The 20693-nt window shown below is 37.5% G+C and carries 14 protein-coding genes; 2 read left to right on the top strand and 12 right to left on the bottom strand.

Annotation, left to right across the window (positions count from 1 at the left end):
* Positions 1-144: 144 nt before the first annotated feature.
* From IE222_RS20835 to IE222_RS20790, 10 genes are all read right to left on the bottom strand, one after another.
* On the bottom strand, positions 145-1920 hold the full coding sequence (locus IE222_RS20835) for an ATP-binding protein (protein WP_223282831.1): 1776 nt from the start codon (positions 1918-1920) through the stop codon (positions 145-147).
* 2 nt (positions 1921-1922) lie between these two features.
* Positions 1923-3230, bottom strand: a complete 1308-nt coding sequence (locus IE222_RS20830; protein ID WP_191276187.1) for a hypothetical protein — start codon at positions 3228-3230, stop codon at positions 1923-1925.
* 300 nt (positions 3231-3530) lie between these two features.
* Positions 3531-3770, bottom strand: a complete 240-nt coding sequence (locus tag IE222_RS20825) for a hypothetical protein (protein WP_191276185.1) — start codon at positions 3768-3770, stop codon at positions 3531-3533.
* 785 nt (positions 3771-4555) lie between these two features.
* Positions 4556-4912: a hypothetical protein gene (locus IE222_RS20820; RefSeq protein ID WP_191276183.1), complete on the bottom strand. Its 357-nt coding sequence runs from the start codon at positions 4910-4912 to the stop codon at positions 4556-4558.
* A gap of 299 nt (positions 4913-5211) precedes the next feature.
* Positions 5212-5436 carry a hypothetical protein gene (locus IE222_RS20815; RefSeq protein ID WP_191276181.1) on the bottom strand — a complete coding sequence of 75 codons (225 nt, stop codon included), beginning with the start codon at positions 5434-5436 and terminating at the stop codon, positions 5212-5214.
* 223 nt (positions 5437-5659) lie between these two features.
* Complete coding sequence (locus tag IE222_RS20810; RefSeq protein ID WP_191276179.1) at positions 5660-6082, bottom strand: hypothetical protein; 423 nt, start codon at positions 6080-6082, stop codon at positions 5660-5662.
* Positions 6083-7113: 1031 nt separating this feature from the next.
* Positions 7114-8088 carry an SMEK domain-containing protein gene (locus IE222_RS20805; protein WP_191276177.1) on the bottom strand — a complete coding sequence of 325 codons (975 nt, stop codon included), beginning with the start codon at positions 8086-8088 and terminating at the stop codon, positions 7114-7116.
* 410 nt (positions 8089-8498) lie between these two features.
* A complete protein-coding gene (rlmD, locus tag IE222_RS20800; protein WP_191276176.1) occupies positions 8499-9872 on the bottom strand; it encodes a 23S rRNA (uracil(1939)-C(5))-methyltransferase RlmD in 1374 nt (457 codons plus the stop codon).
* 210 nt (positions 9873-10082) lie between these two features.
* A complete protein-coding gene (locus tag IE222_RS20795; protein ID WP_191276228.1) occupies positions 10083-13214 on the bottom strand; it encodes an efflux RND transporter permease subunit in 3132 nt (1043 codons plus the stop codon).
* A gap of 253 nt (positions 13215-13467) precedes the next feature.
* Positions 13468-15834: a bifunctional YncE family protein/alkaline phosphatase family protein gene (locus tag IE222_RS20790; RefSeq protein WP_191276174.1), complete on the bottom strand. Its 2367-nt coding sequence runs from the start codon at positions 15832-15834 to the stop codon at positions 13468-13470.
* A 357-nt stretch (positions 15835-16191) separates the two neighbouring features.
* Between IE222_RS20790 and IE222_RS20785 the strand changes: the two genes are divergently transcribed.
* Positions 16192-16521 (top strand): hypothetical protein, encoded by a 330-nt coding sequence (locus IE222_RS20785; RefSeq protein ID WP_223282830.1) that lies wholly within the window; start codon positions 16192-16194, stop codon positions 16519-16521.
* Positions 16522-16877: 356 nt separating this feature from the next.
* Complete coding sequence (locus IE222_RS20780; RefSeq protein ID WP_191276172.1) at positions 16878-18218, top strand: sodium-dependent transporter; 1341 nt, start codon at positions 16878-16880, stop codon at positions 18216-18218.
* 277 nt (positions 18219-18495) lie between these two features.
* Here the strand turns inward: IE222_RS20780 and IE222_RS20775 are convergent, their stop codons facing one another.
* Both IE222_RS20775 and IE222_RS20770 read right to left on the bottom strand, forming a co-directional pair.
* Complete coding sequence (locus IE222_RS20775) at positions 18496-19959, bottom strand: nicotinate phosphoribosyltransferase (protein WP_191276171.1); 1464 nt, start codon at positions 19957-19959, stop codon at positions 18496-18498.
* A 63-nt stretch (positions 19960-20022) separates the two neighbouring features.
* On the bottom strand, positions 20023-20568 hold the full coding sequence (locus tag IE222_RS20770) for a cysteine hydrolase family protein (protein WP_191276170.1): 546 nt from the start codon (positions 20566-20568) through the stop codon (positions 20023-20025).
* Positions 20569-20693 lie beyond the last annotated feature (125 nt).

Genomic DNA, 20693 nt, shown 5'->3' with positions numbered 1-20693 from the left:
TGATTTTTGATTATTAAAAATCCTGAAAATTAGTTAGCAAGTTGGGATGGTGTATTCACAAAAATACTATTGCAATATTTACGGCTAATATTTCATGCTTGAAATTCAATAACCTTTTTGAAAGTAAATATAAAAAAAGGTAGATTATACATTTTCTTTTCTCCAGCTCATAATTACTTCTTCAAATGAAGGCGTTCTCCAACTTTCTGACCATTTTTCATGAAATTTAATACTCTGTGATCTTGGTTCAGGGTTTGGCAACTCTAATTTAACAATACTTGGTATTGGAGTAGAATCCCCAACCACCAAACACTCCCCAGCAGCAAGAGTAGGTAAAATCTCAGATATAGACCGAGAATTATCTGGTAATAGATTCTTGATATAATTTTGGTCATTAATATTTGTTAAACGCAGATTAATAAAATTGTTACATTGAGAAAGAATTGTATCAGATACCTCTGAAGGCCTTTGACTAACAACCATCAAGCTTAAACCATATTTCCTCCCTTCTTTAGCAATTCTTTCTACTGATTTTTTTGCTGCTTTATACTCAATACCTCCAGTTCGTGGAATATAATTATGAGCCTCCTCACAAACGATCATGAATGGTATATCATTAAGTTCATTCTTTTGATGTTGCAACTTAGAATAATGTAATGCAAAATCAAAAATAAGACGAGAAATTAAGCTAATTGTAATGCTTAACACTTCAAACGGAATACCGCTTAAATCAATAATTGTGACGTTTGATTTATCTAAATACCCCATAAATTGCTTCAATATATCTTCGAAATGTTCAGTTCTATACTTAGAATTTTCTTCTGCATTTTGATTCAATAACAGAAAATCTAAACGTTTATCTGTTAATTTGGTTTCAAATCTAGACAAGAATCTATTAAATTCACCATTAAAAGGTCCATTACTTGCTTTTGTTGCTTTTGAAGTATTAGAAGAGGTAAATTCGAATTTTTCATTAAAATAAATATGTCGATTTTCAACAAGTTCCCCATTGCTTAGTTTTGGAAAACTTGGCTCTCCTTCAATTTTATTGATTACTTCTTCGTTTAAATTATAAATATAATTGAAAACCTCATTAACATTAAAATAAACAGGAGAATCATATGTGATTTTTTTAAATTCGGGATTATATTTTTCCTTGTTCAAAACTACTGCTCTCTTAAACTGAGAGACTTGATTATGGGAATTTTGTTCATTACTTTCTATGAACAATGTTTCTAATTCTTCTGAATTCATTAACCAGTATGGAAGCTTTAATTTTTCTACATCTAAGTAATTCAAATTAAAATTTTCATTTTTATCAATTTCAAATGCTGATCTATATTCAGAATGAATATCAAAAATTATAATATGGGAATTCTTTTTATCAGATTTATTTATATTTCTAGCATTATTGATACCAACCACGTTTTGTAAAATTTTTGCCACAGCACAGGACTTACCTGATCCGGTAGAACCTACAACTGCAACATGTTTACTAAAAAACTTATCTCCATCTAACATAAAATTAACTTCTTCATTTTGTGCCAAGTTTCCCAAGTGAAATATTTTTGATTTTTCATCATTAAATATTTTATTTAAAATATTATCTTCAACTAGGAAAACTGGTTCAGTAGGTGATGGAAGCGTTGAATTACCTTGATAAAACTCTTCTTCTTTAAAAATCCCCACTGGTTGAACAGTAAGAATAAAAATATCTTCATCCCTATCCGTAGAAATTTTTATATTTTGAATAACACATAATACAAAGTTATGATTACCTTCTTGAATTTTTAAGTATTTTCCAATTTGTAATTCTGATTTAGCTTTTTCAAAAATCTTTAATGTGTCAATTTTCACCAAAATAGATTGAGGGGAACTTTCTATAACACTTCCAATTCTCATAGTGGCTTTCTTAGACATTATCAAATCTCCTTTACCATAGATAATAAATATTTTAATTCCCTAAAATTACTTACATGTAGATGTTCAATATTTACATCAGTTGTATCTAGTGAGCTAAAGTCTATTTCTCCGATTAGATATAAATCGTCACATTTTTTAGAATTGATAAATGTTAATACCTCATCTGAATTACAAGAAATTTTTGCTTTAAATTCTACCCAATTATCTTTAATTATTCTTTTAGGCTCTTTATTAAATTCTTTAAAGTAAAATGTGTCCCCAATATAACCAGTTATTATTTGTATATTTCTTGAAACAAATCTTTTATGGTATTCTGATAATCTATTAACATCTGTTTTTAATATAAAACAAGGAGTTTCAGTATGTAATTTTATTTTAGAATTATATTTTTCAAGATAGTCTTTTACAAAAAGAATGAATTCATCATCAAAGTTTTCTATAGTATCGGGATTCATGATAAAATATCGTAATCTAGAATTTACATTTAAGGATGGTACTAATTGATTTTTTCTAACTTTCAATAATTCCTTACGGGTCAATAGTTCACTTGTCCATCTACTCATAGCGGTTTTCTTATTTTCATGCAAGTAACCTATTAATTTATTTTTACTTGTTATTCTTTTTTCAGCTTCTGGAAGAATACTAAGTTCCGCAATATATTGAATACCATTAGGATAGAACAAATCTTTTACGTCTTCTAATGAAAATCCCTCGTCCATTAAAAGTTTCTTTGTTTCTTTTATTAACTCTTCATAAGAAAGACCTATTTCAAAAATAAAATGACCTTTTAGAAACTTATCAATGTCAACAATAATCTCTAATTCAGTATTTTCATAGTATCTTTTTATTTGAGTTTTATCCTCTGAGGATTTACTAGCTTTTCCAAGTAAATCCTTAATACTCTGATCTTTTGGAGGCTTAATTTTCGATATATATTTACTAATATAATCAAAATTACTTGATGAAAGTATTTCTTCAATTTGTAATTTGGTAATTTTATTTATGCCTACTTGTTCATTAGGAAAATGAGCATATAAAACATATTTAACATTATTAGTATCATTATCTAAAAAATGGATTAACATTTGAAGAATTGGTTTATAAATATCTGATAAATTATATCGAACTTTTGATTCGTGATACTTACATTGTATTGCATTTGTTATATTTGAATTTTTTAAATCGATATCTTCAATTATTCCCTCTATTTGTATCTCATCTTTATCAGTACTACTCAAAATGACATTTAAAGTTTTACTGAACTGATATAAGAATCCTTTTATCGTATGGTCCGCCTCTCTACTCATTACAACCTCCTGTGAGATATGTACTATCGAATCCTTTATTTTGTTATTATTTTAGGGATTTGTAAACACAACTATAATATTACATCATTTAACGAAATTACCCAATGTTTGACATACTATTATTTAATAGTCTCAAAATGACCTATTAAAATTTTATGAATTTGGGATTTTCTGTTGTTTTTTTAACATTATATGATATAAAAAAATGCTACAGGTCTCATGATGCTATCTTTTGATAACGTCATATAACCCATAGCATATTGCGAAAGTAATTATTATAGGAAAATTTAGGATTAGGATCTAATCAGTTTGGTTAGCAATTTTATCAATTTCCTTCATGCTAATCTCATCCCCCATATACTCCACAATCCTCAGTAAAAGCAATTTGTTTTCAAACATAGCTTTTCGAATATCCGAATGAGATTTCACATGTTTAATAGCATTCGTATCATCAATTATTAACTTTGCTAGTAAAACTTTTATCAAAAGGGGATTGTCTGTCTTATCAATCCACTGCCACGATTGCTCCGTAAGTATCATATTATATTTTTCATTAACAAACGCGGCCAATACCAACTTTAGATTTTCGATAGGTACTAAGAGGAATTCCTTTATACCCCCTCTCCTTCACGGTATAAGAATGTCTTAATACTATAGGCAATGGCTTTTAATGTTAATTCTTGTTCGTCAGTTTTGTGCTGCCGTCAAAGTATAAAAAAGCATCCATGTCAGCTAAATACATTTTGTCTTCAGTGGAGGCTTCCGTAATTTCAATAGCTGATTGAATTTGATTATTGAAGGCTAATAATTGATCTTCAATCTAAGATATTTCTTGTTCTAACAACAATTCAATTGCCGTTATTGAATCAGGTATATACCCCCCTAAGATTTTCGCAACCTCAGTTAATGGGATATATGTTTTTATCTCCCGACCTGTAAACATCATATCCAACATGACCGAACCGAACTGCATCTCAACTACTTCGAGATGACCTGAAACTTTTGCAAATAAATCTAGAAAGGAGATTTTTTCTCTTGGTAAGCAGACCCATGTTCTGGAAATGGCTCTGATTATTTCGGAATTAGAAAATTGTACTCTGTTTTCGGATTTACAAATGGTATTAAGTAAATCATTTAAATCAGTAGCTATGTTTAAGAAATTAAATTAACAATTTCAATGCGCCAAGCTGATTAGGGGAAGAGTATGCCTTTTATTCATTGACAAACCACTCAAGAAATGTATTTCTAGAGAAGCGATGGTAATAAATCCTGAACTTTTCCTCCTGATCTGCGATTAACCAATTATTAATGAATTGAACTTGTTCCTATTCATCTTTTATCTGAGCGGTTCTGGAAAGCAATTTGTCAACATCGACTCTTACAGGAATTTCGATTAGTGATGAAAGATATTGATCAGCCCATTGTTTCGCCTTCACACATTGATCATAATCAATATTTCCATTTACCAAAGCATTGTTTGGCAAACGGCTCTCTATTAACATGGCAATTGCTAAAATGTATAGATGATATTCAAAGCCCTGTGTTTTAGAACTAAAAACATCAATCATTAACCGGTCTTCTTCAAATAAAATGTCATTTCGGTTTCTTTCTAATTGCCCGGATTGATAGTGACAAATATCCCTATACAATTTAAATGTTTCAGCAAATCTTTTACTTTTCAAATCGCCACTTATAGCCCAATGGCGTTCTGGATTTATTTTTTCTGCATCCTTAATATAGACCGGTAATTTATATCCAAATAACACCTGTCTTTCAACATCTGCAAATCAAATGCATTTAATAGATTTAAGCTTTCCTCATAGACTTCTTCCCATTCAAAATTTGATATATTACTAGGTACAATACTCAGATTAATATATGTTCCCAAGATAATATCTTCTTAAAATTATTAAAAGCATATTTTTGGCATAGATCATTTTTCAATCTGTAACATTTCTCTTGTTGGAGAAACTAGAATGGTTCAGCCCAGTTTCTGACTATCCCACATCTTTACCCATGGAAATGTGTGATCTAGTAAGAGAACTTCCCTCTCTTCTAAAGGTTTTATTGGTTCTTTTTTTGCTATGCATCCATAAATATGTAAGAGCCGTACTGCGTTTTCAACGTTCTTGACCGCTGAAAATAGATTAGGATAAAACGTGTAATCTGGTTTTTTGAGTGCTTTGTCTCGAATTGAATTGTTCATTAATGAGGTCTCCTTAGAGGTTTATTTTTGAGGTTAAGCATGACGTGAATGCCAGGGAGGAGTTTAATGGCATATCCTTTGGGTGAACGTAGATAGCTTATGTGTTTATAATACTTTGGATAAAAGAATGGGGCAATACTTCAGATGCTCTATACTGTCGTATCCCTTAACCATTGATATACAGGTTTCGTACCAACGGTACGCTGCTTGTTCCTATCATTTGTTAAAACGGTATATTTTGATTGTCCGAAAGATCAGTAATGATGGATTTTAAAGCAATCACCTTTTCTTCATATTCAAAATTTGTATTAAGATGAAGCTCCCGATAAATTTCAAGCAATAACACAACTATACGCTTTGCCTTTTCATCCATTTCCCCGTATAGTCCGATCATAATATCAATCGTAACCTCCATTTCACCTACATAGTGCAGTATATTAACATTCCTTTCTATTCTATTCCTTTCCTTATGAGCCAACCCATAGTTATTAAGTTGCTCCTTAATAATACTAATAAGAGTAAATGCATTTTTCGCATAAGGTTCAATTACTCTTGCTTCGAAGCCTTGTTTAAGCTCAATTTCAAGTTTTGTGAGGTTTGATAATACCTTTTTGAATTTTCTTTGATTAGATTGTTTTGAGGACATTTGTGAGGTCTCCTTTATTTTGGGGTATAGTTTGAAGTAAACATCAGATGGGAGTGCTTGAAGATGAGCACATCCTATGGGGGATTCATCTATTGCTTATGTATTCATTTTATAACGGTTTAATAGACTGGGCAATAGCTAAGGTGTCGAACCCCTGCTTTACCCCTTCATCCCTTGATATTACACACCTCGTACCAACGGTACGTCATTCCTCCCCCCCTTTTCCATCAGTTCACTCACACTTTTTCTCTGACTAACTAAGTGTAGTACCTTCTTATATGAATCATATTTTTCCCACCTAAGTATAATTATCTATAAAGCTCATATTGCAATGAAAGGAGGAAGTTAAGAGTTTTTAGGTATTGAATATTATGAAGAAGAAGCTAATGCAAGTGTTGTAATGCATTCTGATCAAAAAAATCCAAGTCATTCCATTTGTGTAACTCGCCAACATTTATATTGGTTAGATAGATGTTCAGAAGTGAAAGAGTTACTACACACCATTGCAAATGAAAGAGGATTAGATTTCCATACTGATTATGAAAAGATACTCTAATTTATTGATATTGTCCATTATTATGAAATACTAGATCCAGAAAATTTTTTAGAAGATTGAGGAAGTTTTAATAGATATAACTACAGGGAGACTCCTATCTAACCCCATGCATCCTCAGTACTACTGTCCTCGTACCAAAGGTACATCATCCTCCCCCCTTATCCATCAGTTCATACACACTTTTCCTCTGGCTTCTAATTAGTCTTTATCATGAAAAAAGAACGAGTAGCATACCAAAAGGTACGCCAATCGTTCTCTCATTCATATTAAATACATAGATTGTACTCCTGCTTATTTCCTGCTTTTGAAACAACTTTCTTTCCTATGGAAAAGGTTTTTTTCCTTTAGAATCGGAATTTTACAAGGATACAAACATTCCCTAAAACTTTATCTTTGACCAAAGTATCAGATTTAGCTATGTTACACCTTATTCCCACAACGAATCATATGTACTTCAATGTAATCATCTGAAAACTCAGTCTAAAAGCGTGAAATCTAAGTCTAAAAATGTTTTTTTGACACCATTCTTCATTTCAATATATTCAACTAATTCATGCAATAATTCCCAATCTCCTGTCCAGTACCTAATCCTATCATAATCTGTTCCATTATCATCCGCAGAAGTTATAAAATTTCTATCTTGAAGAATTTGAAATTCCTCCTGTAGCTCCTTTATCCCTATTTTTAAAAACTTCCTTACTTCCACATGATTAAAGTATATTCCTTCATGCTTAATAGAGACCTTCTTTTCTAAAATAGCATAAACTACCTCTCTCGTTTTGATGTCAAGAGTTTCAAATTCCTTTATGAACATTTTTATCGCTTCAATAATGGAATTAGCTTCTTCTTTATCAGTAACATTATAGTAATCAAGGTAACTCGTAAAACTCACTGGCATCTTACTCACAACAATCTCACGACCAGAAAGATAGCTTTCCTCACTAATGCCTTCATTAAGATTTTCATTCAAATATTCAATTATCTCTTCAACCTTTGTTTTATTTAATGTACTGATTTTTTTTACCAAATCCTTTAAATCAATCACATTTTCTTTTATTTCAAATTCTATATTCCCATCTGTATCGATTCCACTCTTATAGGATTTTTTAGAACCTAAAATAAGAATATACAGTTCCTCAAAATCCTCTTGTAAACCATTTTCAATAAACTTTGCAACAGTTTTTTCTATCTTACTTTTCCCAGCTGATGAAGTAACCTGGAAACAGACTCCTTCATCATAATCCCCTAAATCTACAGCAGGGAAGTTTACTTTTATTGCATTTAAGTTTTCAAGGTTCATGTCATATATTTTATTTAATAACTCACAGAAAAAGTCCTCACAATATTTATTAATATCAAATAGTCCCTTACTATTCTGGTACTCAATATAATAAGCGAGTATGCTGAATAGTCTATCTACTTCCTCTAAACGCTTTTTACTTTTAATCATCGAATTCTCCCATCAATTATTTTTTCCTACAATATAAAATGCACTCTAAAACCTTAACCGTAAAAAAAGTTGATGGACTCTTTCTACTTTCTGATCAACTATGTGCTGTAATAATATTCCCTTTGAATTTCCCACTTAATTTCCCGTTATTCCTTCGTTCGCTGGTGATAATAAAGTCGCTACCTTTCTCCCGCTTTACCTCCATATTATCAAAAAATTCACGTTTCTTCCCACTTTTTTCACGCTTTTTACCGAGTTAGAAAAGACTTTTTCCTCAACGCTTTTTTCACACTTGTTGATATAGCTGGGATAACTGGCGTTTTCCTCTTCCTTTTTTGTACAAACTTTATTCTCTCTGTGGATAAGCCGTGGAAAAAGTTTATTATGGTTTGAAAATTTCTAATGGTCAGTTACACTTTTAATATGAGTTGTGATACACACTCCACATGTGTAGTATGCGGGAACATATCCACCGGCTGCACTTCCAGCGTCTTGTATCCCCCGTCTTCTAATATCCGTAAATCCCTTGCTAATGTAGCTGGGTTACAGGATACATACACCACTTTTTTCGGTTTCATGTCTATAATCGTTTGCAGCAGGGCTTCGTCACAGCCTTTGCGTGGCGGGTCAACTACCAATACATCAGCAGAATTTCCTTCTTTATACCACTTTGGAATCACAGTCTCAGCTTCTCCGACTGCAAATTCTACATTTGACATACCATTCAGCTTGGCATTCCGTCTTGCATCCTCAATCGCTTCTGGTACAACTTCTACTCCGAATACCTTCTTCGCTTTTTGTGCTAAAAATAATGAAATCGTACCAATACCGCAATAAGCATCGATTACATTCTCATCACCAGTTAAGCCCGCATACGCAAGTGCCTTATCATAGAGCACCTTTGTCTGAACCGGATTGACCTGATAAAACGATAAAGCAGATATCGCAAATTTCACATCACCGATATAGTCATAAATGACTTCGCTGCCCCAGAGAACCGTTGTTTTTTCCCCAAGGATGACATTTGTCCGCTTTGAATTGATATTATGAACGATCGATTTTACCATAGGGAGACGCGCTGTGATTTCCTCTACCAGCTTGTTCTTATGAGGAATATCCGCTGTCTTGGTAATAATGACTACCATAAGTTCTTCAGTTTTCTTTCCGTACCGGGCCATAATATGGCGCAATACCCCTTTATGAGATTCTTCATGATACGCAGGAATTCCCAGCTCAGAGCAAATCTCTTTTACCGTTTGAATCGCTTCGTTGACCTCCGGCAGCTGGATCAAACTTTCATCCGTATCAACAATTTCATGGCTTCTTGGTTTAAAAAAGCCAGCGATCAGCTTGCCGTCTTTTTCACCGACAGGCACCTGTGCCTTGTTGCGGTAATGAAATGGATTTTCCATTCCTAAGATTGGATGCACCACAACATCCTCAAGCTTCCCAATTCGGGTAAGCACCTGCCGTACCTGGTTTTCTTTATATTTAAGCTGACCTTCATAACTGATATGCTCCAGCTGGCAGCCTCCGTATTTATGTTTTTCGTTCGCCGGAATATCCACTCGATACGGGCTCTTTTCATATAGCTCCATTAACCGGCCTACACCATAGCTTTTTCCCGTTTTAATGACCTTTACCTTTGCTTTTTCACCTGGCAGTCCGTTCGCAACAAACAGGGGATAACCGTCAACCTTTGCTACCCCTGCCCCGTCATGGGTCAAATCTTCAAAAACTACATCTATATAATCATTTTTATTAACTGGCAATGTTCTGCTCATTTGCTTCTTCCTTTTCTCCGTAATAACTAGAGAGATTGTAACACAAAGCGGGGCACAATGCGAAAGTCGATGGTAGGACAACCTAATGTTTTCTGGAATTTTTTCCATCAGCTACTGAACATGTTTTAAATTTCCGATACGAGGAATCGTAATTTTTTATAAAAAAGGAGGACTGCCCATCAACAGTCCTCTTAAAACCATTTTATGAATTTACGCAGACAGCTCCCGCTGGCTGTATCTCATTTTTCTAGGTTTCCCAATTTTACCATCAAGCCATTCATACATAATCGGAACCACCAAGAGGCAGATCAGCGTAGAACTAATCATTCCTCCTACCACCACAACTCCCAGTGTTTGAGACACAATGGTATTGGCGTTATTGGAGAATGCTAATGGAAGCAAGGTTAAGATGGTTGTCCCTGCTGTCATCAATACCGGTCTGACCCTTGTCGCCGTTCCGAGCAAAATCGCCTGCTTTGCTTCCATCCCGCCGGCAAGATTCCGTTCAATTTTATCAACCAGCACGATTCCGTTGGTCACTGCAATCCCGGCAAGCATCAACACGCCGACCAATGCCGCCAGATTCCATTCCATTCCGAAAACAGCCATGCTCCACACCGATCCAATTAGCGCCATTGGCACGCACATCAGAACAGCAACAGGGGCATACCAGCTGCGGAACACACTGCCTACAATCATCAAGACGGTTAAAATCGATAAAGCTAGAGCGAGACTCATCTCGACAACCATTTGCTTCACCTGCTGTGAAATTCCTCCCAGCGAATATTCCACGCCCGGCGGAAGATCCAATTTATCCATAGTCGCTTTAACCTGTTTGGTTACCTTGCCGAAATCTCTTGTAATAATATTACCCGTGACCGCGGCAAACGGACGGCCATCCCTTTCGCTGATTACCGTTTGACCGCTGGTTTCCAGCGTCGTAATTTCAGCCAATGATACCTGAGAACCATCCTTGGCCTTGAACATTTCATGACCGATTTCTGATAAAATTGTAGTTTCAGGGCTCGGATCCGCTGCGGAAATTTGAAAATCCTTATTGTCCAGCTTGATAGCGATAGGTGTTTGAACGTCACCTGAGAAAGCATCCATCCGTACATCTTGAGGTAAATAATTTTGAATCCTGTTAAGAACCTCATCCACATTGATTCCTAAGCTTTGGATTTTTTCCTGATTTAGCGAAAGATAATGTTTGATGGGAGCATCAGCATCATTTGCTGCTCCTTCGATACTTAAGCCGGGAATCATCTGCAGCTTGCTTCGTACCGAAATGCTCGCCGCAGCTAACTCCTGCTGGTTTCCCCCTGTTAAAATTACTTTTAAGCGGGAATCATCTCCAGAAATATTTTGATTCGATACAGTATAGACAGCGGAAGTAGATAATCTTCCAAGCTCTCCCCGCAGCTCCTTTACAAAGGTATCAATATCGATTTCATCCTTAATTCCAACATTAACATAAGCAATATTTTGTTTTTGCATCCAGCCGCCGCCTTCATCAAACACATCATCAAACATCGGCATGAAGGTCGAACCAAGCGTCGAAGAATACGTCTCGACATCCCGATTATTTTTTAGGATTGTTTCAATGTTTTTGACCTCTGCATCCACTTCAGAGAGCTGGGCTCCTTCCGGAAGCTCAACCTGAATGGAGGCATCCTTTGAATTGCCTCTTGGAAAAAAGTTCACAGGCAGGAACAGGGCTTCTACAATCGTCACAGCAAATATCAACAATACTAACCCGACCACTACTTTTTTCTTTAAAAATGCCCATTGAATGATTTTTTTCGCTTTTGGCTCGATATCCCAGGAATTTGCTGCAGGCTTATGTTTCCATAATAGATGGGCTAAAGCCGGGACGACAATAATCGAAACGGCTAACGACGTTGCTAGGGCAATCACCACGGACCAGGCAAATCCGGAAAAAGCCGAACTAATCATGCCGCCGATAATGGAAATCGGTACAAACACAGCAGCTGTGGTAGCAGTAGACGAAACAATGGCCGGAATCATTTCGACGGCCCCTCCCGCCAATTCCTGTGCCCTGATCGGCCTGTTGTGTTTTTCCATATGCCTCCGGTACATATTATCCATGACAACAATTGAGTCATCGACCACCCGCCCCATCGCCACAATTAATCCGGAGATAGTTAAGATATTAAGACTGACGTCCATTGTTTTCAGAATGGCCATGGTAAACAGAAGGCAGATCGGCAAGGTTAAAGCAATAATCAAAGTGGAGCGTACATTTCGGAAAAATAAAAACACACAGACAACCGAGAAAAGAATACCTAATAGTCCTTCTTTGATTAATCCTTTTAAAGCAGCATTGATATCTTGTCCCTGATCCACTAAAACAGATAGTTTAACAGAATTAGCCTGGATTTCTGGGATATCTTTTATTCTTTCGTTGATTCGTTCGGTCACATCCGTAACGTTTGAAGAAGGGGTTTTTAAGACATCCAGCAGGACACTGGCCTGCCCGCCTGTTCGGGAAATAGTTTGTAAGTCTACAATACTGGATTCGATGCTGGCGATTTCGGGCAGTCTTATTGGTTCCCCGTCTTGAATAGGAATGGTTACTTGATTTAAATCGTCACTATTGATATTCCAGCCTGTAACGCGGATGGGCATGGTGATTTGCCCAGTCGGACCGCCTTGTTCTTTAATGGTTCCCTGAGGCCAAATTGGGTGCATCGAAGCAAGTTCTTTTTGAACGTCTTTGATGGTGATTCCGTAAGTTTTTAACGCATCGGCTTTTAATGTAACAACATACCCGTCAGTCCCAGCCCCTGTGACACGTACTTCCCTTACTCCTGGGACACGTTGTATTTCATTGGCTACTTTCTCTTGAATGGACGTACGTAACTCGTTTTCATTGATTGTTTCTGAACCAGCCGTTAAACTTAACCGCATGATAGGAAAGGAGTTCGTGCTCAGCCTGGTAATCGCCGGAGGTTTCACCTCTTCATGGAAATCTACCTTTCCAACCGCCGCCCTGACATCTGCTTCAGCTTTTTCCATATCGGTTTGACTTGGAAAAAACAGGCTCGCCATTAAGCCGCCATCAAAGGAGTTGCTCTCGATATAATCAAGCTTATCAACAGACCGGACTGCTTCTTCAACCTTGGCGGTGATGCTTTGTTGAACCTGTTCCGCTTCATAGGAATCCGCCTGGATGGTAACCATAAGCGCCGTGTTATTAATCGGCGGCAGATAATCCCGCTGCATCTGAAACGCCGACATGGCCCCCCACGCAAGTATCAGTACTACGCAAGTAAGAATCAAAACCGACCGCTTCATCGTTCCTTCAATAAACCGAATCATAGGACTATACCTTCCTTTAAAAAAGTATGTAATAACGAGCGGCCCAGTGGCATGTCTCATGATAATGCTGTCTGGGCCGCTCGCAGTGTTTCTTAAAGACAGTTCTAACACTATTTACTAGAGTTTTGTCGCCAAGGACCCTTTCTCAAAGACAGTTCTAGCAACCTTCACTATTCTTTTATCCCCAAGAGCCCTCATAAAAGACAAAACTCCCAAATTTCACTAGAGTTTTGTCTCTATGAGCTTTATTTTTCTATTGTTTATCATGTCCTTTTTTCTCACCAGGATATGGCTTGTCCCCTTTTGTTGCCTTCCAAAGAATTTTGTTTAATTTATCAGAGTCAGCATGGTCGACGCCGGAGAAGTCCAGCTCTGCTGATTCCTTTGCCATCGGGGCGTTTTCACCATTTTTACGGTCTAGCGGATATCTTGGCTCTTCCAGTTCAAAAGGTTTAAAGTCGGGCTTGTGAGTAAACGAGTTGACCATCGGAACCGCTGAAGCATCAAACTGGGTCATCGGCTTCATCCCTAAAATCATTTCCATTGTCCGAAGCATCGAGGTAGTATCATATAAAGTGCTGTCTACCTTACCGGTTTGGGTGTAAGGGCTGATCACGAGCGATGTCGTACGGTGTGCGTCAACGGAATCCCAGCCGTTCTGAGCATCATCCTCTGTTACAAAAATAGCGGTGTCTTTCCAATAAGGAGAGTTGCTGACCGCCTCTACCAATTTTCCAAGAGCATAATCGTTCTGGGCTACCATCGCTTGCGGAGTGAGCTCCCCTACTTTTGTTCCGAGCGTATGGTCATTAGGCAGACGGACGATTTGCAGCTGCGGCAGATTGCCATTTTTCACATATTCATTGAATTCCTCTTCCCAGGCTGCATAGCGGTCAAGGTCCGAGATTTTAAGATTATAAGAAGGAAAATCTGGATCATAGTTATTGCCCATAGAGGCTTCAGCCGCTACATATTTCCCTGTGTTTTTGTCATAATTGATAAACTCTCCATAGTTTCTAAACGTAACGCCGGAGCGAAGAGCATTGGTCCATAAGAACCCGGCTTTCGGATAAGCGGCTTCGTTTCCTCCTTCATAGTCATAGCTGCGGTTTCGGCCGGAATAGTTAGCCAGCCAGTTTTTTTCTACATAGTCATTGGCTTGTGCCGCTGTTGACCAGTTATGTCCTTGAGCACTGATTTCAGCGTTGGCATAAAAGTTATCTAATAAAACAAATTGATCTGCAAGCTTATGAATATTTGGCGTAATGTCCTCTCCAAAAATGGTTAAGCTTGGGTCGCCATTTCCTTTTTCCATATCACCAAATACTTGGTCATAGGTGCGGTTTTCTTTAATCACATAGATAACGTGCTTAATTGGCGATTCTTGCCCTTCAAAGCGAGGAATCGGGAATTTCTCGCTGGCGCTGAATCCGGCTGGCTTATAAATTTCATTATTCTTTTCAACTTGTTTCGTGTACTGCTTCAGCTGCCTCTCATCAGGAACATTGATAAAGGACATCGTTCCTTTCATCATGTTGCCTATGTACTGTCCTTCTCGGTTGGATCCTGCTCCCAGACCTTTTGCATTCAGTACCATCAGCTGGTTATTATACGTGAAGATACCGCTTGGATACCACGCAGTAGGAATTAACCCTGTCACTTCTTCTTTTTGCAAATCTACGACGGCCACATCGTTATTGCCGCCATTGGCAACGTATAGGGTTTTCCCGTCCGGGCTTAACGATAGTGCGTTTGGCTGACTTCCCATCGGTGCATTTTTATATGGGCTGAGCGAAAGGGTTTTGATTTCTTTTTGCTGGTTCGGGTCAATAATGGAAACTGAATCGCTGTCAGAGTTCGATACATAGATCATCCCGTTCGTAGGATTTTCTACAATCGCATTCGGATGGAGACCAACTGGAATGGTCTTTTTAAGTGTAAGTGTTTGCGGGTCTAGCACACTGATGCTGCTTTCTCCCCAGTTGGTGACATACAAGGATGTCCCGTCCTGGTTTAGTAGAGTAGTATAAGGATTTTTGCCAACCGCTATCGTTTTTTCAATAGCTTTTGTAGCAAGATCAATTTTTGAAACAGAGTGATTTAAATTATTGGCAACAAAAAGGAACTTTCCATCCTGGGAAACGGAAATACCTGCTGGATAGAAGTTGGTTTTCTTGCTATCAGTAAGCTTGATGGGAGCCTGCTCTGTTAATGTTCCATTATCAAACTGATAAACACGAATTTTGTTATTACCTCCCGCTGATGCATAGACGGTTTTCCCATCCGGGCTGAAAACGACCCCTAGATAAAGAGCTTCTGGAGACTTGTAAGGAACAGTTTGTATAACTTTCTTGCCAGCCAAGTCAACGACTTGAATCGATTGTTCACCTTGCCCATCATTGGAAACGATAAGATATCGATGATCCGGGCTTAGCGCGCCTCCCATCGGGAAATCACCTAGTGTTACTTGACTGCCCGCAGGAGTAACTGCCCAACCATGAGGTGTGATAGCTGTACCATCTGTTTTTGGGCCAACTAATTGCGTATAGCCGGCATATGCTGATGTGGAGCCAAGCATGAGGGCAGCCAGCGAAACTGCGAGTACCTTTTTCTTTTTCATCAAAACCTCTCCCTTTTATATAGATTTGTTACAGTTTTAATCCTACTCCTGATTTGTAAATTAAAGGTAAAGTAACATTTAAATAAATATAAATTAAAATAGGAACAATTTAGTATTGATTCCAAATAATAGTATCTTTAACCCATAACATATATGCTATGGTACCTAGAAGCATTATCTTTTTAGAACACAAAAGCATTTTAGTAAAAGGAATTAATCTAAAAAAGAATACCAGCCATTAGACTACAAAATCCCGCCTTAGAATAATAGGCGAGAATTTTGTCAGAACTTTTCTGTTTTCAAATATAATAAAAGTGTTTATGATTATAAATATCCTCATATAGAAAGGAGTGGATAATGATGAAGGTCTCAAAAAGCTTAGCGATCAGCCTGCTCCTTACCTTCCTGACATTTAGTATTTTTCATGGACCAAAAACTCCTCCGACAAATCATACGGAAGGGAAGGCTTCCATCTTTTTTGGTGAATGGAAAGTAAAGGCGCAGTGGGACGATGAAAAGAAACAGCCCATCAATATGCCAGACCTGTTCGTACTCTTTTTCATCTTATCCACAATCGGAATCACAGTAACCCATTTTACTGCAAGCTTGATCCGTAATACGTCCTTTCTTATTCCGATTTTTCATCAATCGAATTATCTGATCCTTGCTCCCAAGTTATTAAGTTAAAAAAATAACAAGGGAGGACAAAAATTATGTGGATTCGTTTTTTATTAATCGGCTTCTTTTCTCTATCAGCCATTAGCATGTTTACCTTTCAGGGAATAGAAATCTTTCATGCCTTTATGGACTACTTTAGACAAGATTAAAGAAATTTGAATATAAGAAAAAGCAGGAACGCATTATGTTCCTGCTTTTTCTTTTGCCCTATTGTCAAAATTAATTAGACAATGTGAAAATTATAAGTTATTCTACTATTATATTTTAGTGTTTTGTCACTTCAACTATAAACGATAAAGTCGGCCATCCATTAGTGGTTGGAAGGCTTTTTTTATTAAAAATATTATTGGGAAAGGAACAAATCATTGAAAAATCAAGAACAGTGGTCATCTAAGATTGGATTTATTTTAGCAGCAGGCGGTTCCGCAATTGGACTCGGAGCCATATGGAAGTTCCCCTACATCGCTGGAGTGAGCGGCGGCGGCGCATTCTTTTTCATCTTTATTCTTTTTACATTGGTACTTGGGCTGCCGCTGTTAATGGCAGAGTTCGTCATTGGACGAAGAACGCAGAAGGATGCCGTTCAAGCGTATAAGGCGTTAGCCCCGAAATCTAACTGGCATTGGATTGGCTATTTAGGAATGGTAACCTGCTTTATTTTGCTTTCCTTTTACAGCGTGATCGGCGGCTGGATTCTTATCTATATTTGGAAGGCAGTAACCGGTCAATTGAATGGTTTAAACCAAACGGGGTTTCAGCAGCTGTTTGGCGAAACCATCGCCAATCCTTCTATTAGTTTAACCGTTCAGTTTATCTTTATTTTTCTTACTATTATTGTTGTAGCTAAAGGGATTCAAAAAGGAATTGAAAAAGCCAGCCAGATCATGATGCCGGTGCTTTTCATCCTGTTTATAGCACTTATTATAAGATCTCTTTCATTAGATGGAGCAATGGAGGGCGTCACGTTTTTATTTAAGCCTGATTTTCATAAAGTAACAGCCGAGACGATTCTTTTTGCTCTAGGCCAGTCCTTTTTCGCCTTGAGTGTCGGGGTTTCGGTTATGGTTACCTACAGCTCCTATTTGTCCAAAGCTGAAAGCTTATTCCGTTCGGCTTTGTCGATTGTCGGAATGAATATTTTTATTATCGTCCTTTCAGGGCTGGCTATTTTCCCGGCTGTGTTTTCATTCGGTTTAAAGCCTGATGCTGGACCTGTTTTACTGTTTAATGTACTGCCAAATGTCTTTAATCAAATGGCATTCGGCATGGTCTTCTTTGTTGCCTTTTTAGTATTGTTTTTATTCGCAGCGCTGACCTCTGCGTTTTCCATGCTTGAAATTATTGTCTCAGTTATTTCAAAAGGGGATGTTAAGAAGCGAACTAAATGGTCATGGATCATCGGGATTGCCATCTTTATTTTTGGAATTCCATCTGCTCTATCCTACGGAGTTTTAAGTGATGTTTTAATTTTTGGAAAAACCATCTTTGATTTGGCGGACTATTTAGTCAGCAATGTGCTTATGCCTCTTGGCTCACTATTAATTGCCATTTTCGTACCGTTAAAAATAAAAAAATCCGCCTTATATGAAGAATTATCAGCAGGCGGCGGCTTTTCATTAGGGTTATTTAATATTTGGTTTTTCTTAATCCGCTATCTAGCACCGGTTGCTATTATCATTGTGACATTCTATGTAATAAAAGGTTAATTTAAGGAAGTATCTTTTTGAGGAAGGCGGATTGGGTACTGTAGAATTTTTCTACGTTACCCAGCCGCCTTCTTTTTTGATTTCGGTAACGTAGATCCGTTTTACGTTACCCAACAAGCTTCCTCTTTCCGATTTCGGGCACGTAGACCCTTTCCGCGCTATATAATGAACTACCATCTGCAACTAAGAACATTCTAAAAGCCTATAAAAACGTCAGAAATACAAAAACAACGCTCAGAGCATGTGATTCTCTGAGCGTTGTTGAATACGATAAGTGCTACTCTTTCATCGCAGCGACTTTTTCTTTTACTTCTTCAATGTTGTGCATTTTGTTGTCCCAGCATTTTTTGCTTAAGTCGACTGGGTAATCTTCAGGGTTCATCGTCCGTTTGTATTCTTCCCAAAGGGCATTTAGGTTTTGTTTCACGTATTCACGCGATTCTTCTAAACAAGGAATTTCATAGACAAGCTTTCCATTCACAAAAATATCCTCGTGGAGTTCTTTTGCCGTAAAATTCGTTACCACTTTGTTAATATACGTATGGGTCGGATGGAACATGCTTAACCGTTTTTCCGGCAGCTTCTCATCCTCCATTGCGATGTAATCGCCCTCTGCATGGTGGTTTTTATTATTAATAATCCGGTAAATCTTTTTGAGACCAGGAGTAGTAACTTTTTCCGGATTAGAGGAAATTTTAATCGTATCCTCCATTTGTCCTGCTTCGTTCTCGATTGCCACAATTTTATAAACAGCACCCAAGGCAGCTTGATCGTAAGCAGTAATTAGTTTTGTGCCAATTCCCCAGCTGTTAATTTTAGCTCCTTGTGCTTTAAGATTGATAATCGTATATTCGTCCAAATCACTTGAAGCAAAAATCTTTGCATCCTTAAAGCCAGCTTCATCGAGCAATTTGCGCGCTTCTTTTGAAAGATAGGCTAGGTCTCCGCTATCAAGGCGGATGCCAATAAAGTTAATTTTATCGCCTAATTCCTTCGCCACTTTTATCGCATTTGGTACACCAAGACGAAGCGTGTCATACGTATCCACTAAGAAAACGCAATCCTTATGTGTTTCAGCGTATTTACGGAAAGCCGTATATTCATCCTTATAGGCTTGTACCATCGAATGAGCATGGGTTCCGGAGACAGGAATTCCGAACAATTTACCGGCCCTTACATTACTTGTAGATTCAAACCCGCCGAGATATGCAGCCCGTGTGCCCCAAATAGCCGCGTCCATTTCCTGGGCCCGTCTTGTCCCAAATTCCGCAGCTGGCTCAGCACCGACGACTTGTTTAATGCGAGATGCTTTCGTGGCAATCAATGTTTGGTAATTCACAATGTTAAGCAAAGCTGTCTCAATTAATTGCGCTTCTCCTAGGGGGGCATCAACTCGCAAAATCGGCTCATTGCCAAAAACAAGTTCTCCCTCTCTCATTGCGCGAATCGTGCCTGTAAAACGCATATCTTTTAGGTAGCCTAAAAAATCATCCTGATACCCGACTTCATTTTTTAAATACGCAAGGTCCTCTTCACTAAAACGGAAGTTCTGAATAAACTGGATGACTTTTTCAAGACCGGCAAATACTGCATAACCATTTCCAAACGGCAGCTTACGAAAATAAAGATCAAAAACTGCACGTTTATTATGTATGCCATCCCTCCAATACGTCTCTGCCATATTAATCTGGTAAAGATCTGTATGCAGAGTGAAACTATCATCGTGATAAATGTGTTTCATAATATGCCCTCCAAAATACAATTACAGCTTTACACTATTTTTACAATCATACCATTTATAAAACTATTTAACCATAGCCCCAAGCGTTTTTTCAAAATGTCCGAGGGCCCATTCGTGTCCCGCTGGATTAAAAGAAGCCACCGCATCTTTGTAAATAACAATCTTAAAGCCTTTATTATAGGCGTCGACAGCCGTGTGAAGAACACAAATATCAGTGCACACCCCAACAATATGAACCTCAGTAATTCCCCGTTCCCGTAATTTGATTTCTAGGTCCGTTCCAGCAAATGCGGAGTATCTTGTTTTATCCATAAAAACTACATTCCTCCGCTGCTTGTTCTCTTCGTATACTTCCTGAAGTTTACCATATAAATGTCTGCCTTCCGTTCCACGCAAATTATGCGGCGGGAACAATTTCGTTTCCGGATGATATTCATCACCTTCGTCATGGACATCAATGGCAAATACGACATAATCGCCATTATCGATAAACTCTTTTGTCAGTGAAGTGATTTTGCCCTCAATTTCCTGCCCCGGTTTGCCGCATGTTAATGCCCCTGCATCCGCTACGAAATCATAGGTATAATCAACATTAATTAACGCTCTCATCCCTATCGCTCCTTTTCTAATGTCTTTACTGTTGTCTTTAACGTTATTATATCACATAATATCCACGGTTTTTTGGGTATTATCTGAGAATTCGGATAAAGTATCCATGATTTGAGCTTCGCGAA

This window comes from Neobacillus kokaensis, assembly GCF_014656545.1.
GTDB classification, from domain to species: domain Bacteria; phylum Bacillota; class Bacilli; order Bacillales; family Cytobacillaceae; genus Neobacillus; species Neobacillus kokaensis.
This window is presented reverse-complemented; position numbering and strand designations above follow the sequence as displayed.

Excerpts from the sequence above, each read along its gene's own strand:
- IE222_RS20825 (WP_191276185.1), bottom strand. The coding sequence starts at position 3,770 with ATGATACTTACGGAGCAATCGTGGCAGTGGATTGATAAGACAGACAAT.
- IE222_RS20835 (WP_223282831.1), bottom strand. The coding sequence starts at position 1,920 with ATGTCTAAGAAAGCCACTATGAGAATTGGAAGTGTTATAGAAAGTTCC.
- IE222_RS20795 (WP_191276228.1), bottom strand. The coding sequence starts at position 13,214 with ATGATTCGGTTTATTGAAGGAACGATGAAGCGGTCGGTTTTGATTCTT.
- IE222_RS20790 (WP_191276174.1), bottom strand. The coding sequence starts at position 15,834 with ATGAAAAAGAAAAAGGTACTCGCAGTTTCGCTGGCTGCCCTCATGCTT.
- IE222_RS20810 (WP_191276179.1), bottom strand. The coding sequence starts at position 6,082 with ATGTCCTCAAAACAATCTAATCAAAGAAAATTCAAAAAGGTATTATCA.
- IE222_RS20830 (WP_191276187.1), bottom strand. The coding sequence starts at position 3,230 with ATGAGTAGAGAGGCGGACCATACGATAAAAGGATTCTTATATCAGTTC.
- rlmD (WP_191276176.1), bottom strand. The coding sequence starts at position 9,872 with ATGAGCAGAACATTGCCAGTTAATAAAAATGATTATATAGATGTAGTT.
- IE222_RS20770 (WP_191276170.1), bottom strand. The coding sequence starts at position 20,568 with ATGAGAGCGTTAATTAATGTTGATTATACCTATGATTTCGTAGCGGAT.
- IE222_RS20815 (WP_191276181.1), bottom strand. The coding sequence starts at position 5,436 with ATGAACAATTCAATTCGAGACAAAGCACTCAAAAAACCAGATTACACG.
- IE222_RS20775 (WP_191276171.1), bottom strand. The coding sequence starts at position 19,959 with ATGAAACACATTTATCACGATGATAGTTTCACTCTGCATACAGATCTT.
- IE222_RS20785 (WP_223282830.1), top strand. The coding sequence starts at position 16,192 with ATGATGAAGGTCTCAAAAAGCTTAGCGATCAGCCTGCTCCTTACCTTC.
- IE222_RS20805 (WP_191276177.1), bottom strand. The coding sequence starts at position 8,088 with ATGATTAAAAGTAAAAAGCGTTTAGAGGAAGTAGATAGACTATTCAGC.